The following is a 17,735-nucleotide window of genomic DNA, read 5'->3' on the forward strand; positions in this document are numbered from 1 at the left end:
ATAACCAGCCAGCATTATTCATGGCCCAACGTCTAGTCATCGTCGAATCGCCTGCTAAAGCTAAAACCATCGCCAAATATCTGGGATCCGGCTTTAAGGTGCTGGCCTCGTATGGGCACGTGCGCGATCTCCTTCCCAAAGAAGGCGCCGTCGATCCCGAGCGCGACTTCGCCATGAAATACGCGGTGATCGACAAAAACAAAAAGCACTTGCAATCCATTCAACAGGCGGCCAAGCAAGCAGACGTTTTGTATCTGGCCACCGACCCGGACCGCGAGGGCGAAGCGATCTCCTGGCATATCCTCGAACTCCTCGACAAAAAGGCGCTGGCCGGGAAAGCGGTGTATCGGATCGTGTTTCACGAAATCACCCAGCGCGCGATCCAAGAAGCTCTCAACCACCCAGGCCAGCTCTCCATGGATCTGGTCGATGCGTACAAGGCCCGCCGCGCTTTGGACTATCTGGTGGGATTCAACCTGTCGCCGCTGTTGTGGAAGAAAATCCGCCGGGGGCTTTCGGCAGGCCGCGTGCAAAGTCCGGCCCTGCGCATGATCGTGGAACGCGAACTCGAGATCGAGCAGTTTCAACCCAAGGAGTACTGGACCCTTGAAGCCCAGTGCCAAACCGCCGACCAGCCGTTTACCGCTAGGCTAATCCAATACCAAGGCGACAAGCTCAAGCAGTTCAGCATTGCCAACGCCCAAGACGCTCTCGCCATCCGCGAGAACCTTCTCAAGTCGGCCCAAGGCGAGCTGCGCGTCGTGCGCGTGGAAAAGAAACAGCGCAAACGCAACCCCCCGCCTCCATTCATCACTTCGACCTTACAGCAGGAAGCGGTCCGGAAACTTGGCTTTTCCGCCCAGCGCACGATGCAAATCGCCCAACAGCTTTATGAAGGCATTGACCTCGGCGGGGAGACGGTGGGCTTGATCACCTATATGCGCACCGATTCGACGCAGTTGGCGACAGAGGCGGTGGCGGAAATCCGCGATTTGATCGCCTCGCTGTTTGGCCAGGACAATCTGCCGACAACGCCGCGAACGTTCAAGACCAAGGCCAAAAACGCCCAAGAGGCTCACGAAGCGATCCGTCCGACCTCGATTCATCGCCTGCCGCAGCAGGTCAAGCCGTATCTGACTTTAGAGCAATTTCGGCTTTACGAACTGATTTGGAAACGCACCGTGGCCTGCCAGATGATCCACGCCACCCTCGACACGGTCGTAGTGGACCTGGCGTGCGGGGCAGCTGCCAACCTCTTCCGCGCGACCGGTTCGACCGTAGCCCATCCAGGCTTTTTGGCCGTATACGAAGAAGGCCGGGACGAGGAAGGGGGCGAGCACGAAGCCGGGCTCCTGCCTCCCATGCAGGAAGGCCAGCGCGTGCACCTTAAAGACATTCTCGCCCATCAGCATTTTACCGAGCCTCCGCCGCGCTACACCGAGGCCAGCTTGGTCAAGGCGCTCGAAGAATACGGGATCGGCCGGCCTTCGACGTACGCCAGCATTATCTCCACCCTTCTGCTCCGGGAATACGCGGTGCTGGAAAACAAGCGCTTCAAACCCACGTACCTCGGTCGCATTGTCAACCAATTCCTGACCGAGCATTTTACCCGCTACGTGGATTACCACTTCACCGCGGATCTGGAAGATCAGCTCGATGCGATTTCGCGCGGAGAAAAACCCTGGATCGGGGTGCTGCGCGAGTTTTGGATGCCGTTCAAACGCTTAGTCGAGGAAAAGGAAGCCAGCGTAAAGCGCTCCGAAGTCACGCAGACGCCGCTCGACGAGCGCTGCCCGGAATGCGGCGGGCAACTCAGCATCCGCCTTGGGCGCAACGGCCACTTTATCGGCTGCGCCAACTTTCCTGAATGCAAATACACCCGCGACCTCGACGCACCCGAAGAAAGCTTGGCGGCGGAAGAAACCGGTCCTTGCCCCAAATGCGGCGGGCAGCTGCAAGTCAAGACCTCCCGTTACGGCCGCTTTCTCGGCTGCAGCAACTACCCCAAATGCCGCCACATCGAACCGCTGGAAAAACCGGAAGACACGGGGGTGCTCTGTCCCAAGTGTCAGGCAGGCACCCTACTCAAGCGCAAGTCCCGCAGCGGCAAAATTTTCTACGCGTGCTCGACCTACCCGAAGTGCGACTACGCGCTTTGGAATCCCCCCGTAGCCGAACCCTGCCCGCAATGCGGTTGGCCGATCCTGACTTTAAAAACCACCCGCCGGCGAGGGACAGAGAAAGTTTGCCCGCAAAAGAGTTGCGGTTTTAGCCAACCGCTCGAAGAAGCCCCCCTCGCCGCCGAAGCCTAAGCCGTTTGCCTGCGCTAAGCGGCGGCGCCGATCCAGCCTGGCTTAAAGGTATATTCCACCGCGCGAAAGCCGCCTGGACGCGCGCACAGCGCGGCGCAAAACGCCTCTCCCACCCACTCGTGGACGGTCCAAGAAGCCACTGGCCCCAAAGCTTCAGGCGCGGCCACAAGTCCCTTCCCGAGGGCAAAGACCAAGCGGGAGAGGCCAATACTCAAGCCCTGGCCGGACGCTTTGGCAAGCGCCTCCTTACACGTCCAAAAGCGCAAAAAAGCGAGCAATTGCTCTTCTTCCGCCAAAGCCTGCCAGGCCTGCCATTCCGAAGGAGCAAGGCAACGCCGGGCCAGACGCTCCAACTCCTTGAGCGGGCGCAATATCTCCATGTCCACGCCGATCTCCCGGCTCTGAGCCACCGCCAGCAGCATCTTATCCTGGGAGTGGGAAAGATTGAACGCCAGCCTCTGGTCTCCTAAAAGATACGGTTTACCTAAAGGCTCGCGCGCAAACATTAGCGCTTTAGGAGCAAGACCTAGGCACAAGCCGAGCAGCCAACGCACCTGCCCCCAGCAGGCGATGTGCCGAAACCGGCTGAGCGGCCGCCAAAGGCGCCGCGCCCTCCGCTTCTCCTCGGCGGAAAGCACCTTCCAGGCCAGCTCTAGGTCTTGGGCCGGAAGGTCTAAAGACAGCCAAAAGACCCGCACCTCATCTTGCTGCAGCGGCCCAAACCAGGGTGCCTTCATTCCACCTGCGCCCACCCCTCGCCGCGCGGGTCGGAGGCCGCCTCGACCCGGTTCAGCCGCCGATCCCAAACGATCGCCTGCAAGTTGCCATAAGGTTTAGGCAAAGGACGCAAACGGTGCCCTAAAGCCTCAAGCACTCGCCGCTCGGAGGCCGTCAAGGCGCCCGGCTCGTATTGGATTTCGTCGGGCAGATATTGGTGGTGAAAGCGCGGCCAGGCAACCAAGGTCGCCGGGCCGAAACCTGAGGCAAAATCCAGCACCGCCAGGGTGATCATGGAGATAATCCGACTGCCTCCCGGGGTGCCTACGATAGCCACTCGGTGCCCAGACTCCAAGAAGGTAGGCGCCATGCTCGAGAGCATGCGTTTGCCTGGAGCGATGGCGTTGGCCTCGCCGCCGACCAAGCCGTAGAGGTTAGGAACTTGGGGCGCCAGCGCAAAATCGTCCATCTCGTCGTTGAGCAACACCCCCGTCCCCGGCACGGTAAAACCCGAGCCGAACAGATAATTGATGCTCAACGTGGCCGCTACCCGATTGCCTTCCCGGTCAAGGATAGAGAAGTGGGTGGTATCTGCGCCTTGCTCGATTTGAATTGGCGTATCGGCCAGCCACGCGCTCGGCAGGGCACGGTCAAGGCGGATCGCAGCGCGCAGGCCTTCGGCATAAGCCGGGCTCAAAAGCAGCGCCACCGGGGAAGGGATAAAATCCGGATCGCCAAGGTACAGAGCGCGATCGCGGTAAGCGCGGCGCCAGGCTTCCACGATCAGGTGTTTGGCGATGGCGGTATCGAGCTGCGGCAGGGGCCATGCCGCCAGAAGGTTTAAGGTTTCCAGCAACACGACGCCTCCCGCCGGGAGAGGCGCAGTCACGACCTCAACCTGGCGGTAACGGCCGACCAAAGGCGGTCTTTCGACCACTCGATAGCGGGCCAGATCCTCGAGCTGCCAAATCCCGCCGGCGCGGCGCACTTCCTCCACGAGACGCCGGGCCACCCAGCCGGCATAAAACCCGCTCCGTCCCTTGGCCGCGAGCGTCTCCAAAACTTTTGCCAGATCCGGCTGGACCAGGCGAAAGCCCGGCTCAGGCGCCCGTCCTGCCTGCAAGAAAATCTTCGCGCTTTCCGGATAGCGTTGGAGCGCCTCCAGGCGTTCGCGAACCTGCTGCAAATAGCGCTCGCCGACCAAAAACCCGTGGCGCGCCAGCGCGATCGCCGGCGCCAGGCTTACCTTTAACGGCAGCCGGCCGTAGTCTTCGGCCAAGTGCGCCAGCGCCGCCGGAAGTCCCGGAATGGCCGCCGCCAAAGGGCCATCGACGGAAAGCCCAGGAATCACCCGCCCTTGCGCATCCAAGTACAGGCTTCGGTGAGCCGCCAGCGGGGCGCGCTCGCGCGCGTCTATCGCCGTTTGCAAACCATCGCGCGCCCGATAAAGCAGAAAAAACCCGCCGCCGCCTAACCCAGAGCCGGCCGGCTCCACCACCGCCAGCGCCGCCGCTACCGCCACCGCCGCGTCGAAGGCGTTGCCGCCGCGCCTTAAAATTTCCAGTCCTGCGGCGGTAGCTAGCGGATGGGCCGTGGCGACGGCGGCTTTTGGTGGCGCGGGGACTGCCGCCGCGCTCGCCCACCACGCGAGCAGGCAAGCAAGCAGGAACGACTTCATCTGCGGGTTTTAGTCAGACGCAGATACTTTTGATACAGAAGCTCGCGCTCCTCACGCCGCTCCGGATCAGGGACGATGCAATCCACCGGACAGACCGCGACGCACTGGGGAGTTTCATGGTGACCCACGCACTCGGTGCAGCGCTCCGGATCGATCACGTAGATTTCCTCGCCTAAGGAAATGGCTTGATTTGGACACTCAAACACGCACACATCGCAAGATATGCAGCTGTCGGTGATCTTCAGCGCCATCATCCACCTCGTTGGAAAATTTCACGCAGCCGCCGTTCCACCGGAGGAGGCACAAACGCCGCCACATCGCCCCCTAACCGGGCGATTTCCTTGATCATACTGGAAGACACAAAGGCGTACTGCTCGGCCGGAGTTAGAAATACGGTCTCGATCTTTTCTCCCGCCAGACGCCGGTTCATCGCCGCCAGTTGGAACTCGTACTCGAAATCCGACACCGCCCGCAGCCCGCGCAGAATCACCTGCGCCCCGTGTTGGCGCGCGCAGTCCACCAACAGGCTGGTAAAGCCGATGACCTCCACATTGGTAAGACCGGAAAGCACTTGCTTGGCAAGCGCAACCCGCTCGTCCAGAGAGAGCAACGGGCGCTTTTCGCGGTTTTCCGCTACCGCCACCACCACCTTGGCAAAAATCCCAGCCGCCCGGGCCACCAAATCGACATGGCCGTTGGTGATCGGGTCAAACGTGCCAGGATAGATCGCCGTTATTTGGCTCTTACATACAGACGACAACCTACCTCCCCGACCCGCTTTTCGCGCAGCTTCTCCCACCGACTCGGCACCGGGGGGGCAAAGCGGCTTTCGGCCTCGACGTAAATTTTCGCCGCCGGCTTAAGCCAACCTCGCTCCTCCAAGAGGCGGCAACAGACTTCCACCAGCCCTTGCCCATAAGGCGGATCCAGAAACACCAGATCGAACGGCTCGGCCAAGGCTTGTTTAAGAAAGCGCACCACCTCGCTGCCGACGATCTCTACTTGACTGGCGGCCAGCCTGGCGCGGTTTTCAAAGAGCCGCTTTACGGCCTGCGGATGAGACTCCACCAGCACCACGCTAGATGCCCCCCGCGATGCCGCCTCGAACCCAAGCGCCCCGCTGCCGGCAAACAGATCCAGACAGTTTGCCCCCGCCACGTCTTCCCGCAGCCAGTTGAACAGCGTCTCGCGCACTAACCCCGGCGTGGGGCGCAAGGACGCCACCCTGGGGAAAGGCAATCTCTGCCCTTTTAAAGCGCCGGCGAGGATGCGCACTTCATTCTTGTTTCTCATGCGCTTTCAGACCGCCCACCACGACGGTCTTAAACCGATCCGGATCGAGCCGGCGGCGAAACGCCTCGATCACCGCCTGCCGGGTGACTGCATCCACTTTTTGCGTGAAGGTATCGAGGTAATCGAGCGGCAGACCGTAAAACCCGATCATCGCCACGTAATCGGCGAGCTTGGCGTTGCTGTCGTAGTTGAGCACAAAAGAGCCGGTGAGGTTGCGTTTAGCGGCGGCAAGCTCTTCTTCGCTCGGTCCCTGTTCGAGATACGCGCGCAGAGTTTGCACCAACACCTCAAGCGCGGCTTGGGCCTGATCGTTTCGGGTCTGGAGGCTGGCAAGATAAGGGCCGTTTTGCTTTAGCGGCAAGAAATAACTGGCGACGCTATAGGAAAGACCCCGCTTTTCCCGCACTTCCTTGACCAACCGAGAAGTAAACCCTCCCCCGCCCAAGACGTGGTTGCCCACATACAGCGGGAAATAGTCCGGATCGCCGCGCGCTATGGCCGGCATCCCGGTGAAAATATGCGTCTGAGCCGAAGGAAACGATTTATACACCCATTTGTCGGTACTCGCCTCCTTCACTTCCGGAATGGGCGGGGCCGGTTCCCCGGCAGGCAGCGCCCCCATCAGCTTGTCGGCAAGCGCTTGCGCGCCGCGGCGGTCGAGCGCGCCTACGATAACGACCATCCCATTCCTGGCCACGTAAAAGCGCCGATAGAAAGCCTTAAGATCCTCCCGTTGGATGGCTTTTACCGTTTCGATTTCGCCCTCGGTCGGATGGGCGTAAGGGTGATCGCCGTAGATCGCCTTGAAGAACAGCAGCGACGCCAATTGTTCGGGAGATTCTTCGCGCTGCTGCAACGCGAGCACGAGGCGCTGCTGTTCGCGGGCAAAATCCGCTTCGGCAAAGCGCGGCGCGCTCAAAATCGTGCGCACGGTCGCAAGCGCCGTCTCGAGCTTGGCGGGATCGGTCAGACTGCGCAGGTGCAGCCAGGCCAAATCGCGCGCAACTCCGCTGTCCAAGCGGGCGCCAACGCTCTCCAAGCGGCGCGCGATGGCGTCGGCGTCCCAACCTCCGGCGCCCTTGTCGAGCAAGCCAGAGGTCAAAGTCGCCAAACCGTATTTTTCCCCGTCGAAGGCGCTGCCGGCGGCGAACACGAGCCGGATGTCCACCAGCGGCGGTTCGGGATTGTACACGTAATAGACCGCCGCGCCGTTTGGGGTCTGCCAGCGCTCGATCTTAGGGCCGGCCCAGACGGCCATGGTCCATAGCCCAAGCACGAGCCAGAGGCAAAAACGTTCAGCGCACATACTTATCTCCCATTCCGGATTCTGACTTAGGCTTCGGCTTTTTCGCAAGCGGCAGAGGTTCAAGGTAGGCTACCGTAAGCCGCTCGGGGATCAGGTACTTGCGCGCCACTTCTTGAACCTGGGCGGCGGTTACCTGATGGATTTGCTCCTCATATTCGTCCATCCGCTGCCAGCCCAAGCCCACCGTCTCTAACAGACCGATCTGCATCGCCTGATAAAACATCGAGTCGCGCTCATACACCGTCTCGGCGGTTACCTGGGTTTTGACGCGGGCCAATTCCTCAGGGGTAACCGGTTCGGTTTGAAGCTTCTCCACCTCGGCGCGTAAGGATTGTTCCAGTTCGACAAGAGTATGGCCTTGGGCCGGCGTCCCTTCGAGCACCAGAAGGTTCGGCAAGCGGTCGTAGAGATCGTAATTGGCGCCGACGGAAGCGGCGACTTGGCGGCCGCGAATTAGGCGGGAAGTCAGGCGCGCGCTTTCGCCGCCATCCAAAATCCCGGCCAACACCGCCAACGCGTACGCTTCCCAGCGCCGCTCCTTCGGCAGACTGGCCAGCACCGGCACTTTGTAGCCCATGATCAGGTAGGGAAGCTCGGCCGGGAGGCGCACCGTCAGCCGCCGCTCTCCCACTTGCTCGACTTCGGCGCGGGGTTTGAGAGGGGGGATGGCGCTGGGTTTGAGCGCGCCAAACCAGCGCTTGGCCAGCGCGAAGGTCCGCTTTGGATCCACGTCCCCAACGACCACCAAGGTCGCGTTATTGGGCGCATACCAACGCTCATACCAGGCTTTAAGATCGTCTAGAGTCAGATGCTCGATGTCGGAAGGCCAGCCGATGACGGGATGGCGATACGGGCCGTTGGTGTACGCTGTAGCCATAAAATACTCGTAAGTTTTAGCGCGCGGTTGGTCTTCAGTGCGCAAGCGGCGCTCCTCTAACACCACCTGCTGCTCTTTCCGGAATTCTTTTTCATCTAGGCGCAAATTCCGCATCCGGTCGGCCTCGAGCTCGAATGCAATCCCAAGCCGCGAGCGCTCTAAGCTCTCGAAATAAGCGGTGTAATCGGCGCCGGTAAAAGCGTTTTCACGCCCGCCGTTTTCCGCGATGATGCGGGAGAACTCTCCTGGGCCGTATTTTTCAGTGCCCTTGAACATCATGTGTTCGAGCATATGGGAGATGCCGGTCATGCCTTCGCTTTCATAACTCGAACCGACCTTGTACCAAACTTGGGAGACGACGACCGGCGCGCGGTGATCCTCCTTGACGACCAGCTTCAGGCCATTATCCAGCTTGAATTCGTGCACTTTGCCGGCGAAAGCCAAGGCCGGCAGCAGCAGAACCGCCCCCAGCCACCGTATCCGATTTGAGCTGATTTTGGTGTCCATCACCGCTCCTTACCCTCCATCCCAAAATTTAAAATTATGCCACGGTCGGCCCAAGGCCGCGGCAATTTCCGAGAAATTTGATATAAAATGACTTACCCCAACCAACCGCTCGCAGCGATGAAACCAAACCCATTGTGCCTTCACCGCCTGCCGCGATGGAAGGCTTATTTCGCCTTGTGCAAACCTAAAGTGGTCGCCATGATCGTTTTCACCGCCGTGGTGGGGATGTTCCTATCGGTGCCCGGTATGGTACCGTGGCCGCCGTTGCTGTTTGGGACTTTAGGCATCGCCCTGGCGGCTGCCTCGGCGGCCGCGTTTAACCACTACCTGGACCGCCACGTGGACGCAGAGATGAACCGTACCCGCCAACGGCCCTTGCCGCAAGGAGAACTCCCTCCTCATAAGGTATTGATCTTCGCTTCCGTGCTCGGCATTGCGTCGATGGTCATCCTGGCAGGGTGGGTAAACGGGCTGACCGCGGTACTGACCTTCCTGTCTCTGATCGGTTATGCGGTAATCTACACGGTCTATCTGAAACGCGCCACCCCTCAGAACATCGTCATCGGCGGGGTCGCCGGCGCGGCTCCCCCCATCCTTGGCTCTTGCGCCGTTCTAGGGACCGTCCACCCTTATTCGGTGCTTTTGTTCTTGATCATTTTCTTATGGACACCGCCGCACTTTTGGGCGCTTGCGATCGCCAAACGCAACGAATACGCCAAGGTCGACATCCCTATGCTTCCCGTCACCCACGGAGTGGAGTTTACCGGTTTGCAGGTCTTTCTCTACACCATTCTCTTGTTTGTTATTAGCCTAATCCCTTATCTTACGCGCATGAGCGGCCTGCTTTACTTGGGCGTCGCGGTTGGGTTAGGAGGTCTATTTTTGTATCTCGCTTGGCAATTGCGTTGCCGACCGCAAGACACCCGCTTGGCCATGCGCACTTTTGCCTATTCCATCTTTTACCTCGCGGGCCTTTTCACCGCGCTGCTGCTGGATCACTATTTTCGCTATTAGGTTCCGCCAAAATCGCTTTTAGTTTGCGGATGGCGTTGTTTTCCAGCTGGCGGATGCGTTCGGCAGAAACCCCATACACAGAAGCCAACTCTTGCAAAGTGACTTTCTTCTCCCCAAGCCAGCGCGATTCGATGATCTCGCGGCTACGCTCATCCAGTTGCGCCAATGCTTGCCCAAGTCGCGCGTGCAGCAAGCGATTCCATTGCGCTTCTTCCAACTGCAAAGCCGGGTCGGCTTCGTCCGCGCTCGCCAGATAATGCACCGGCGCTAAGGGATAGCCGGGCTCATCGGCCTCCGAATTGTTTTCAAAAGCCAGATCCTGACCGTTTAAGCGTTGCTCCATCTCCCGCACGGTCTCGGCCTTTACCCCCAAATCCTTGGCAACCGCTTCGGTCTCTTCTGGATTTAACCAGCCAAGCTGTTTCTTCGCTTTGCGCAGGTTGAAAAACAGCTTGCGCTGAGCCTTGGTGGTAGCGATCTTGACGATCCGCCAGTTGCGCAGGATGAATTCGTGAATCTCGGCCTTGATCCAATGGACGGCGAACGAAATCAGCCGAACCCCTAAAGAAGGATCATAGCGCTTGACCGCTTTCATCAAACCGATGTTGCCTTCCTGGATCAAATCCGCCAAAGGCAAGCCATAGCCAAGGTATCTCTTAGCGATGGGAACCACGTAGCGCAGGTTGGACAACACCAAGCGCTTTGCCGCTTCGATGTCGTTCTCCTGCCGATACCGCCTCGCCAACTCGCGCTCTTCCTCCGCACTCAAGGGCGGAATCTGGTTCACCGCGAGAATGTAATCGTTGACGGAAGCGATCGATTTGCCAAAGTTCAACCGCGCTAGAGCTTTGTTCATGCTTTTTCCCCCTCTTATCCAAGTCCCCATTGGAGCGCCGAACCGTCTTTCCGGTTCCCTTCAGTGCACAGCCGCCGGCCGGGTTTCCAGCTCACCTGCGAACAAAGCATCGATAAAGGTCTGCGCTTCAAAATCCTGAAGATCCTCGATCCCCTCACCGATCCCAATGAAGCGGATCGGAATCCCAAACCGTTTGGCCAAAGCGAAGATTACGCCTCCCTTGGCGGTACCGTCCAATTTGGTCAGGACCAATCCAGAAACTCCCACCGCCTGGTTGAATTGCTCGGCCTGCGCCAAGGCGTTCTGGCCGGTGGTCGCATCCAGCACCAAGAGCACCTCGTGCGGGGCGGTAGGATCGAGCTTGGCCAAGATCCGCTTGATCTTAGCCAGTTCCTCCATCAAATTGGACTTGGTATGCAGGCGCCCGGCGGTGTCGGCAATGAGCACGTCTATCCCCCGCGCCTTGGCCGACTGCAACGCGTCGTAGATTACCGCCGCCGAATCGGCGCCAGGATGTTGGGCGACGACCGGCACCTGATTGCGCTCCCCCCAGGTCTTGAGCTGCTCCACCGCCGCTGCCCGAAAGGTATCTCCGGCCGCCAGCATCACGCTGTAACCCTGGCGTTTGAAACGCTGGGCCAACTTGCCGATGGTGGTGGTTTTGCCTACGCCGTTGACGCCCACGACCAGAATGACAAACGGCTTGTGCTCTAAATCGATGCGCAAAGGCTTACTGCACGGCGCCAAGCTCTCAAGCAAGATATCGCGCAGCGCTTGCACGACTTCGGCCCGCTCGCGCAGCGGCCGGCGCGCCAGCCTGGCGTTTAAGCCTTTGAGGATCTCTTGCGTCGCAGCCACCCCCACGTCGGCGAGCAAAAGGTGGGTCTCGATCTCCTCTGCCAAGTTCTCGTTCAACGTCCCGCCGCTCGCGAGAAAGCCGATCAAACCGTAGCGAGTCTTTGCCAGCCGCCCGCGCAGGCGCTCGAACACCGTCTCTGGTTTCGGAGACGGTGGGAAGGTTTCGACCTCGGGCAAGCGAGCCGTTTCCGGCACGAAAGGCGGATAGCGCAGATAAAAACCCACCGTAAGGACGGTAAGCAGCAGGGTGACCCCGATCAGGCTATGAGTCACCGTCAAGACGGGCCAAGCATACCGCAACGCGCCCATACCTGAGGCGATTTCGGCTAATAACAGAAAATTGAGCAGCAATCCAAGCTTGCTTAAATAGGGAACCTTAGGGTTGGAGCTGATCCGAATCGCCAGGCCAAACAGGGTAAAAAACACCACCACAGCTCCAAGCCGGTGGATCCAGTGGAGGGTGATTCGAGCTTGGGTATCCAAAAGCGCCCACTCCGTCAGCCCTTTACCCCATTGCTCCCAGAACGCCAAAGCGCGCCAATCCATAGGCGGCCACCAAAGCCCCTGACAGGTCGGAAAATCGGGGCAGGCAAAGCCGGCAAAGTTGGCGCCCATCCATCCTCCCAACACCAGCTGGGCCAGAGTCACCCACCCGGCCAGGCTCGCCCATCGGCGCAAGCCGTCTGTACCGGCCGCCTGCCTTGGTTCTCTGGGTTTGAGCGCCAAATACCAGCGCCAGGCCAACGCGGCCATCAACACCGCCACCAGCCAATGGCCAGTCACCAGCACCGGCAGCAACCGGCTTTTTACCAGCGCGGCGCCCAACCCCAGCTGCAGGGCATACAAAGTCAAAAGCCCCAAGGCTCCCCAGCCGGCCACCCGCCGATTTGCCTGCCACCAGGCAAGGCCGGCCAACCCGAGCAACACCCCACCCAAGGCCCAGGCCAGCAACCGGTGTCCCATCTGCAACCCCGCCTGGAACGGGTCATACGCGAAGCCAGGATAAGCTTTGAGCGCCTGTGCTGGAAGATTCTTAGGCGGCCACAGATAGCCGTAGCAAAAAGGCGCATCAGGGCACGCCAAACCCGCTCCCACCACCCGCACATACCCGCCCAGAACCAGGGCGGCCAGGATCAATACCAATGCAACTAAAGCAAGTTTTCGATACATGGGGGTTTTTATTCAACCGAGCCGCGAAGCGTGCAGCAAACGCCGTAAATCGCGATAGAGTCCGTAAGGATCGAATTTTTGATCATACCACATCATTAAGTTGCCTAAAGGGTCCACCAGCCAAACCTGATCTCCTTGCCTGCGGTTTTCCGGCATTAGATTGTGCAAAAACTCTAGGGAGACTTGGGCCAGATACAGATCCCCGTCTTGTTCTAAAAACTTCAAGGCCTCCGTTTCCGGCGGTGCGTCATCGACCCAGATCGCCAGACGCCGTACTCTAGGAATATCTTTGTTGAGCAGCAGATGCAGTTTTTGGGTAGCGGCTAAAGTCTCCTGGCATGCTTGGGTGCAAGTTTTAGGGATCCAATGCACGATTACCCAACGCCCCCGGATCTCCTGTAATGGCCGCGAAGACAACCCAGAGACTGGCTGCAACCGTTCGTAGGCAAACTGCCTAGGCGGCACGATCAAGGCGCCGTGATTTCCCGGCTTGCCCACCAGTCCAGGATGATTGACTAAGTACCAGGCTATTGCGAGCGGCAACCCCCCGACCGCAACGATCGCCCCAAATACCCACCAACTGCTGCGTCTTGTCTTTTCAGCCATGGGTTCTCTGCTTCATCTGCAATTCGCGCCCCCGCTTGAAGCCATGCCTAATCCAAAGTCCCAAAGCGATCAACGCAAAACTCGCCCATTGTAAGGCGTAACCCCGATTTCGGTGAGGATCGATAAAATCCAGCCGCCATTCGCGTACGTATCCGTCCTCCTGATCTGGGGCCAATTTTATCTGAAAGTCCAAGACCTCTCGCCCCAAACGTTGGGAAATGACCTTAGGATCGATCCGTTGCACGACTGCCGGCCAGCCCTCGGTAGGGATCTCCATGCCTTGCAAGTACATTCCAGGACTCGGAAAGCGATCTACCATGCCGTGGATGGTCGCCCGCTTTCTGGGAAGAGTCACCTCAGGCAAGCGCGTGCGGTCGCTGCCCGCCGCCACCCAACCGCGATTGACCAGCACGACCTGAAGGCCACCCTCGATCTCTAGCGGAGTCAACACTTCATAGCCGACGGTTCCACGCCAGGTGCGGTTGTCCAGCAACAAGGAATGGCCGCCGTCCCAAACCCCGGTGACGGTGACCGAACGATACCGCAACCGCCCCGCTTCGTTTTCTAAGCGTTCTTCGCCTCCCAAGTAAAGCGTAGGCGCCTCTCTCTCTTTTGCGTACAAGCGCAGCAGGGCTTGTTTTTCCTCGGCTCGATGCCACTGCCAGCGCGCCAAAGAGAGAAACGCCAAAATCGCCAACGCCGTCAGAAAAGTTAAAGTCCATTTGGGTTTGAAATAGAAAGCGTTACTCTTTAGCATTACAAGCTTTGCTTTTACCCCCACCGGCTATGTGGACCAAACTGCTCGTTCTGCTGACTTTTTTCGGCATTGTCTTGAGTCTAGGCTCGGCGCTTTATTATCTGCTCAACGACCCGAACCGCTCGCCGCGCACGGTCAAAGCCTTGACCACTCGGATCGCGCTCTCTTTAGTCTTGTTTTTCTTCTTATTGTTCGCCGCTTACCAAGGCTGGATTCAGCCTCACGGAATTCAAGCTAGGTGGATTTCTAGTGAAAAAAAAGGCGCTTCTTAAAGCGCCTTCTTACCGGCTTTGGCGTGAAGTTCAAAGCCAGTACACGAAAATAAACAGCCCAAGCCATACCACGTCGACGAAGTGCCAGTACCAGGCAGCGGCCTCGAAGGCAAAATGATGATCCGGATCGAAATGCCCGCGCCAGGCCCTAAGCAGCACGACGGTCAGAAAAATCGCCCCGATGGTCACGTGCAGGCCGTGAAATCCGGTCAACATGAAGAAGGTGGAACCGTAAACGCCCGCGCCTAAAGTCAGGCCCATCTCGGTATAGGCGTGATAGTACTCATAGGCCTGCAACAGGACGAAGCTCACCCCCAAGGCGATGGTCGCGATCAAGCCCTTGATTAGTTGATCGCGGTTATTCTTGAGCAATCCCCAATGGGCCCAGGTCACCGTCGCGCCGCTAGACAAAAGGATCAGGGTATTCAAAGCGGGAATTCCCCACGCCTCCATCGGCTCGAACTTTCCTCCTACGTGGGCGGGACCGTTGGTAGGCCACTCCGGCGCAAAATCCGGCCAGAGCATATGCGTGAACGCCCCCACCCCGGTCGTTCCTTCCCCTCCCAGCCAAGGCACGGCGTACATCCGGATGTAGAAGAGCGAACCAAAAAAACCGGCAAAAAACATTACTTCCGAGGCGATGAACCAGATCATGCCCCAACGGAAGGAACGCTCCACCTGCTCGTTGTAGAGCCTGGCAACGCTCTCGTGGATCACCTCGCCGAACCAGCCCACCATCATCCCGAGCACGATGAGCAGCCCAATCCCCATAAGCGCCCCACCAAGCCCGGAACCTAAGAGCTTAATGGAGAAGCCCACCATAAAGGTAAACAACCCCAGTGACCCGAGAACAGGCCACTTCGCTTGGTGGGGTAAATAGTAACTACCGCCTACAGACGCCATGACTTCCCCCTTCGATGAATTTCAGTTAAGGCTCCAACCAAACAAGCTCAGCAAGGTCACGACATACAACGTCAGTGCCAACAGCCCCAACATCGCCGCCAAGAGCCAATTTTTCTGGCGAACCTTCATTATTCGCACTCTATGGCCTTTTGGATATCCACGCCTTCAAAGGAGTGATGGTAAGGCATGGGCGAAGGCAGGTTCCATTCCAGGCCGTGGGACTTGGCGCCTTCCCAAACCTCGCCGTTGGCTCTCTCACCCACGCCCCGGATCGCTTGGTAAACCACGTAAACCAAGATCAACTGAGCAAAACCGAAGATAAACGCCCCCACCGTGGACATCTGGTTGAACTCAGTGAATTGGATCGCATAATCGGGGATGCGCCGGGGCATGCCGGCCAGCCCCAGAAAATGCTGGGGGAAGAAGAGCACGTTGAAGCCCAAGAAAGAGAGCCAAAAGTGCAACTTGCCCAAGCGCTCGTCGTACCGGACCCCAGTCCATTTGGGCAGCCAATAATAGATCCCAGCAAAGATCGCAAACACCCCTCCACCCACCAAAGTGTAGTGAAAATGCGCGACGATGAAGTAATTGTCATGGTAATAAAGGTCCGCCGGCGCCTGGGACATCATGATGCCCGTGAATCCACCGATGACGAATAACACGAGAAAACCCAAGGCGTTGAGCATAGGGGTCTCGAAGGTCAAGGAGCCTTTCCACATGGTGGCCAGCCAGTTGAACACTTTCACGCCGGTGGGCACCGCGATCAGCATGGTGGAATACATGAAGTAAAGCTCCGCCGGCACCGGCATCCCCACGGTGAACTGGTGGTGCGACCAAACGATAAAAGATAAGAAGCCGATCACCGCCGTGGCATAAACCATCGAGTTTTTGCCGAACAACGGCTTGCGCGCGAAAGTCGGGATAACTTGCGAGATAATCCCAAACGCCGGCAAGATGATGATGTACACTTCCGGGTGACCAAAGAACCAGAACAAGTGCTGAAACAGCACCGGATCGCCGCCGCCGGCCGGATTGAAGAAGCTGGTGGCGAAATACTTGTCGGTCAGCAGCATGGTCACCGCGCCCGCCAGCACCGGCATCACCAGGATCAACAAAAAGGCCGTGATCAGCCAGGTCCAGCAGAACATCGGCATCTTCATCATCGTCATGCCCGGCGCGCGCAAGTTGAAGATGGTGACGATGATGTTGATCGACGCCAGGATCGAGGACATCCCCAAAAGGTGCACGCTGAAGATGGTAAACGGCAAGGCATTGCCGGTCTGCAGCACCAGCGGTGGATACAGCGTCCAACCCGAAGCCGCTGCCCCGCCGTCCATGAACAGAGTGGAAGCCAGCAAGGCCGCAGCGAACGGCAACAGCCAGAAGCTCCAGTTGTTTAATCTCGGCAGCGCCATGTCCGGGGCGCCGATCATGGGCGGGATCATCCAGTTGGCAAAACCCGCAAACGCCGGCATCACCGCCCCAAACACCATGATCAGGGCGTGCAGGGTAGTCATCTGATTGAAGAAATGCGGATCGACCAACTGCAGGCCGGGTTTATACAACTCCGCCCGGATGATCAGCGCCATCGCCCCACCGACGAAAAACATGATCAGCGCAAACGTCAGGTAAAGCGTGCCGATGTCTTTGTGGTTGGTGGTCGTCAACCACCGCAGCCACCCTTTGGGAGGAGCGTGTTCGTGGTGCTCGCCGTGCGGTTCAGCTACCGTTGCCATGCTTAAGTCACCTCGCTACAAATTAAGGTTTACTCTTTGCTTGCTATTCCAGAACTTCGGAAGCGGCGTGGTTTTGTTTCCATTCGGCGACCCACGCCTTATATTCGTCTTCAGTCACCGCCTTGACCACGATCGGCATATACCCGTGATCGCGCCCGCACAACTCGGCGCACTGGCCACGATAGACGCCGGGCTTTTCGATCTTCACCCAGGCGGCGTTGACGTATCCAGGAATGGCGTCTTTTTTCCACCCAAAAGCCGGCACCCACCAGGCGTGGATGACGTCCGCGGCCGTGATCAAGAAACGGATCTTTTTGTTGATCGGGACCACCAAGGGATTATCGACGTTCAACAGATAATTATCCACTTTCTCCGGCGCCAGATCGGAACCCAATTGCCGCGCCCGGTTGCTCGCCTCATCCAGGCTACTGAAGAACTGGATACCCTCTTCGGGATATTCGTAGTGCCACTTCCACTGGTAACCGGTCACCTTGATGGTCATTTCGGCATCCGACGTGTCCTCGATGCGAACCAGCGCTTTGGTCGCCGGAACCGCCAGCCCGACCAAAATAAGCACCGGAATCACCGTCCAGACGATTTCCAGCTTGGTGTTTTCGTGGAAAGCGGCGGGTACGGGATGCTTGGATTTGCGGTGGTTGACGATCGAATAAAACATCACCCCGAACACCACCACCCCTATCCCTAGGCACACCCAAATGGCGTACATGTGGAAATCGTAAATCATCCGACTGGTTTCCGTCGGTCCGACGGGGATATTGAGCTGGTAATCCGCCGCTGCGGTCGCCGCCTCAAGACTTAAGGCCACCGTCAAAAACAGCCGTTTGAGATTAACTCGAGTCACGGAACACTCCC

17 protein-coding genes are annotated in these 17,735 nt (G+C 58.6%); 3 read left to right on the top strand and 14 right to left on the bottom strand.

All coding sequences use genetic code 11. From position 1 onward, the window contains the following. Positions 1 to 20: 20 nt before the first annotated feature. On the top strand, positions 21 to 2,312 hold the full coding sequence (gene topA, locus ACYQ3M_RS00170; RefSeq protein ID WP_460034021.1) for a type I DNA topoisomerase: 2,292 nt from the start codon (positions 21 to 23) through the stop codon (positions 2,310 to 2,312). 14 nt (positions 2,313 to 2,326) lie between these two features. Here topA and ACYQ3M_RS00175 read toward each other — a convergent pair whose 3' ends face one another. Genes ACYQ3M_RS00175 through ACYQ3M_RS00205 form a run of 7 tightly spaced genes read right to left on the bottom strand, consistent with a single transcriptional unit; the run spans position 2,327 to position 8,690 of the window. Further along, positions 2,327 to 3,049 carry a 4'-phosphopantetheinyl transferase family protein gene (locus tag ACYQ3M_RS00175; RefSeq protein WP_460034022.1) on the bottom strand — a complete coding sequence of 241 codons (723 nt, stop codon included), beginning with the start codon at positions 3,047 to 3,049 and terminating at the stop codon, positions 2,327 to 2,329. Then, positions 3,046 to 4,707, bottom strand: coding sequence for a gamma-glutamyltransferase (gene ggt, locus ACYQ3M_RS00180; RefSeq protein ID WP_460034023.1), 1,662 nt, complete (start codon positions 4,705 to 4,707; stop codon positions 3,046 to 3,048). Before ggt ends, ACYQ3M_RS00175 begins: the two co-directional genes overlap by 4 nt. Further along, entirely contained in the window at positions 4,704 to 4,958 is a 255-nt protein-coding gene (locus ACYQ3M_RS00185; RefSeq protein WP_460034024.1) for a YfhL family 4Fe-4S dicluster ferredoxin, read from the bottom strand. The genes ggt and ACYQ3M_RS00185 overlap by 4 nt, the downstream gene beginning before the upstream one ends. Beyond that, on the bottom strand, positions 4,958 to 5,467 hold the full coding sequence (gene coaD, locus ACYQ3M_RS00190) for a pantetheine-phosphate adenylyltransferase (RefSeq protein WP_460034025.1): 510 nt from the start codon (positions 5,465 to 5,467) through the stop codon (positions 4,958 to 4,960). The genes ACYQ3M_RS00185 and coaD overlap by 1 nt, the downstream gene beginning before the upstream one ends. Continuing rightward, positions 5,440 to 6,000 carry a 16S rRNA (guanine(966)-N(2))-methyltransferase RsmD gene (rsmD, locus tag ACYQ3M_RS00195; protein ID WP_460034026.1) on the bottom strand — a complete coding sequence of 187 codons (561 nt, stop codon included), beginning with the start codon at positions 5,998 to 6,000 and terminating at the stop codon, positions 5,440 to 5,442. Before rsmD ends, coaD begins: the two co-directional genes overlap by 28 nt. Then, positions 5,984 to 7,306, bottom strand: coding sequence for a M16 family metallopeptidase (locus ACYQ3M_RS00200; RefSeq protein ID WP_460034027.1), 1,323 nt, complete (start codon positions 7,304 to 7,306; stop codon positions 5,984 to 5,986). Before ACYQ3M_RS00200 ends, rsmD begins: the two co-directional genes overlap by 17 nt. Next, on the bottom strand, positions 7,296 to 8,690 hold the full coding sequence (locus ACYQ3M_RS00205) for a M16 family metallopeptidase (protein ID WP_460034028.1): 1,395 nt from the start codon (positions 8,688 to 8,690) through the stop codon (positions 7,296 to 7,298). Before ACYQ3M_RS00205 ends, ACYQ3M_RS00200 begins: the two co-directional genes overlap by 11 nt. Positions 8,691 to 8,807: 117 nt before the next feature. Between ACYQ3M_RS00205 and cyoE the strand changes: the two genes are divergently transcribed. After that, positions 8,808 to 9,704, top strand: a complete 897-nt coding sequence (gene cyoE / locus ACYQ3M_RS00210) for a heme o synthase (RefSeq protein ID WP_460034029.1) — start codon at positions 8,808 to 8,810, stop codon at positions 9,702 to 9,704. Here cyoE and rpoH read toward each other — a convergent pair. Genes rpoH through ACYQ3M_RS00230 form a run of 4 tightly spaced genes read right to left on the bottom strand, consistent with a single transcriptional unit; the run spans position 9,667 to position 13,951 of the window. Continuing rightward, a complete protein-coding gene (gene rpoH / locus ACYQ3M_RS00215; RefSeq protein WP_460034030.1) occupies positions 9,667 to 10,560 on the bottom strand; it encodes an RNA polymerase sigma factor RpoH in 894 nt (297 codons plus the stop codon). The two genes, cyoE and rpoH, sit on opposite strands and share 38 nt — an antisense overlap. A gap of 60 nt (positions 10,561 to 10,620) precedes the next feature. Next, positions 10,621 to 12,588: a signal recognition particle-docking protein FtsY gene (gene ftsY / locus ACYQ3M_RS00220; RefSeq protein ID WP_460034031.1), complete on the bottom strand. Its 1,968-nt coding sequence runs from the start codon at positions 12,586 to 12,588 to the stop codon at positions 10,621 to 10,623. Positions 12,589 to 12,600: 12 nt separating this feature from the next. Continuing rightward, positions 12,601 to 13,194, bottom strand: coding sequence for an SCO family protein (locus ACYQ3M_RS00225; RefSeq protein WP_460034032.1), 594 nt, complete (start codon positions 13,192 to 13,194; stop codon positions 12,601 to 12,603). Beyond that, positions 13,187 to 13,951, bottom strand: a complete 765-nt coding sequence (locus ACYQ3M_RS00230; RefSeq protein WP_460034033.1) for an SURF1 family protein — start codon at positions 13,949 to 13,951, stop codon at positions 13,187 to 13,189. Before ACYQ3M_RS00230 ends, ACYQ3M_RS00225 begins: the two co-directional genes overlap by 8 nt. A 29-nt stretch (positions 13,952 to 13,980) precedes the next feature. On the opposite strand from ACYQ3M_RS00230, the gene ACYQ3M_RS00235 reads away from it, so the two are divergent. Next, positions 13,981 to 14,223: a twin transmembrane helix small protein gene (locus tag ACYQ3M_RS00235; RefSeq protein ID WP_460034034.1), complete on the top strand. Its 243-nt coding sequence runs from the start codon at positions 13,981 to 13,983 to the stop codon at positions 14,221 to 14,223. A 30-nt stretch (positions 14,224 to 14,253) separates the two neighbouring features. Here ACYQ3M_RS00235 and ACYQ3M_RS00240 read toward each other — a convergent pair whose 3' ends face one another. From ACYQ3M_RS00240 to coxB, 3 genes are all read right to left on the bottom strand, one after another. Next, positions 14,254 to 15,126 carry a cytochrome c oxidase subunit 3 gene (locus tag ACYQ3M_RS00240; RefSeq protein ID WP_460034035.1) on the bottom strand — a complete coding sequence of 291 codons (873 nt, stop codon included), beginning with the start codon at positions 15,124 to 15,126 and terminating at the stop codon, positions 14,254 to 14,256. 128 nt (positions 15,127 to 15,254) lie between these two features. Beyond that, positions 15,255 to 16,862 carry a cytochrome c oxidase subunit I gene (gene ctaD / locus ACYQ3M_RS00245; protein WP_460034036.1) on the bottom strand — a complete coding sequence of 536 codons (1,608 nt, stop codon included), beginning with the start codon at positions 16,860 to 16,862 and terminating at the stop codon, positions 15,255 to 15,257. A 43-nt stretch (positions 16,863 to 16,905) separates the two neighbouring features. After that, positions 16,906 to 17,724 (bottom strand): cytochrome c oxidase subunit II, encoded by an 819-nt coding sequence (coxB, locus tag ACYQ3M_RS00250; RefSeq protein ID WP_460034037.1) that lies wholly within the window; start codon positions 17,722 to 17,724, stop codon positions 16,906 to 16,908. Positions 17,725 to 17,735 lie beyond the last annotated feature (11 nt).

The organism is Methylothermus subterraneus (genome assembly GCF_054656915.1).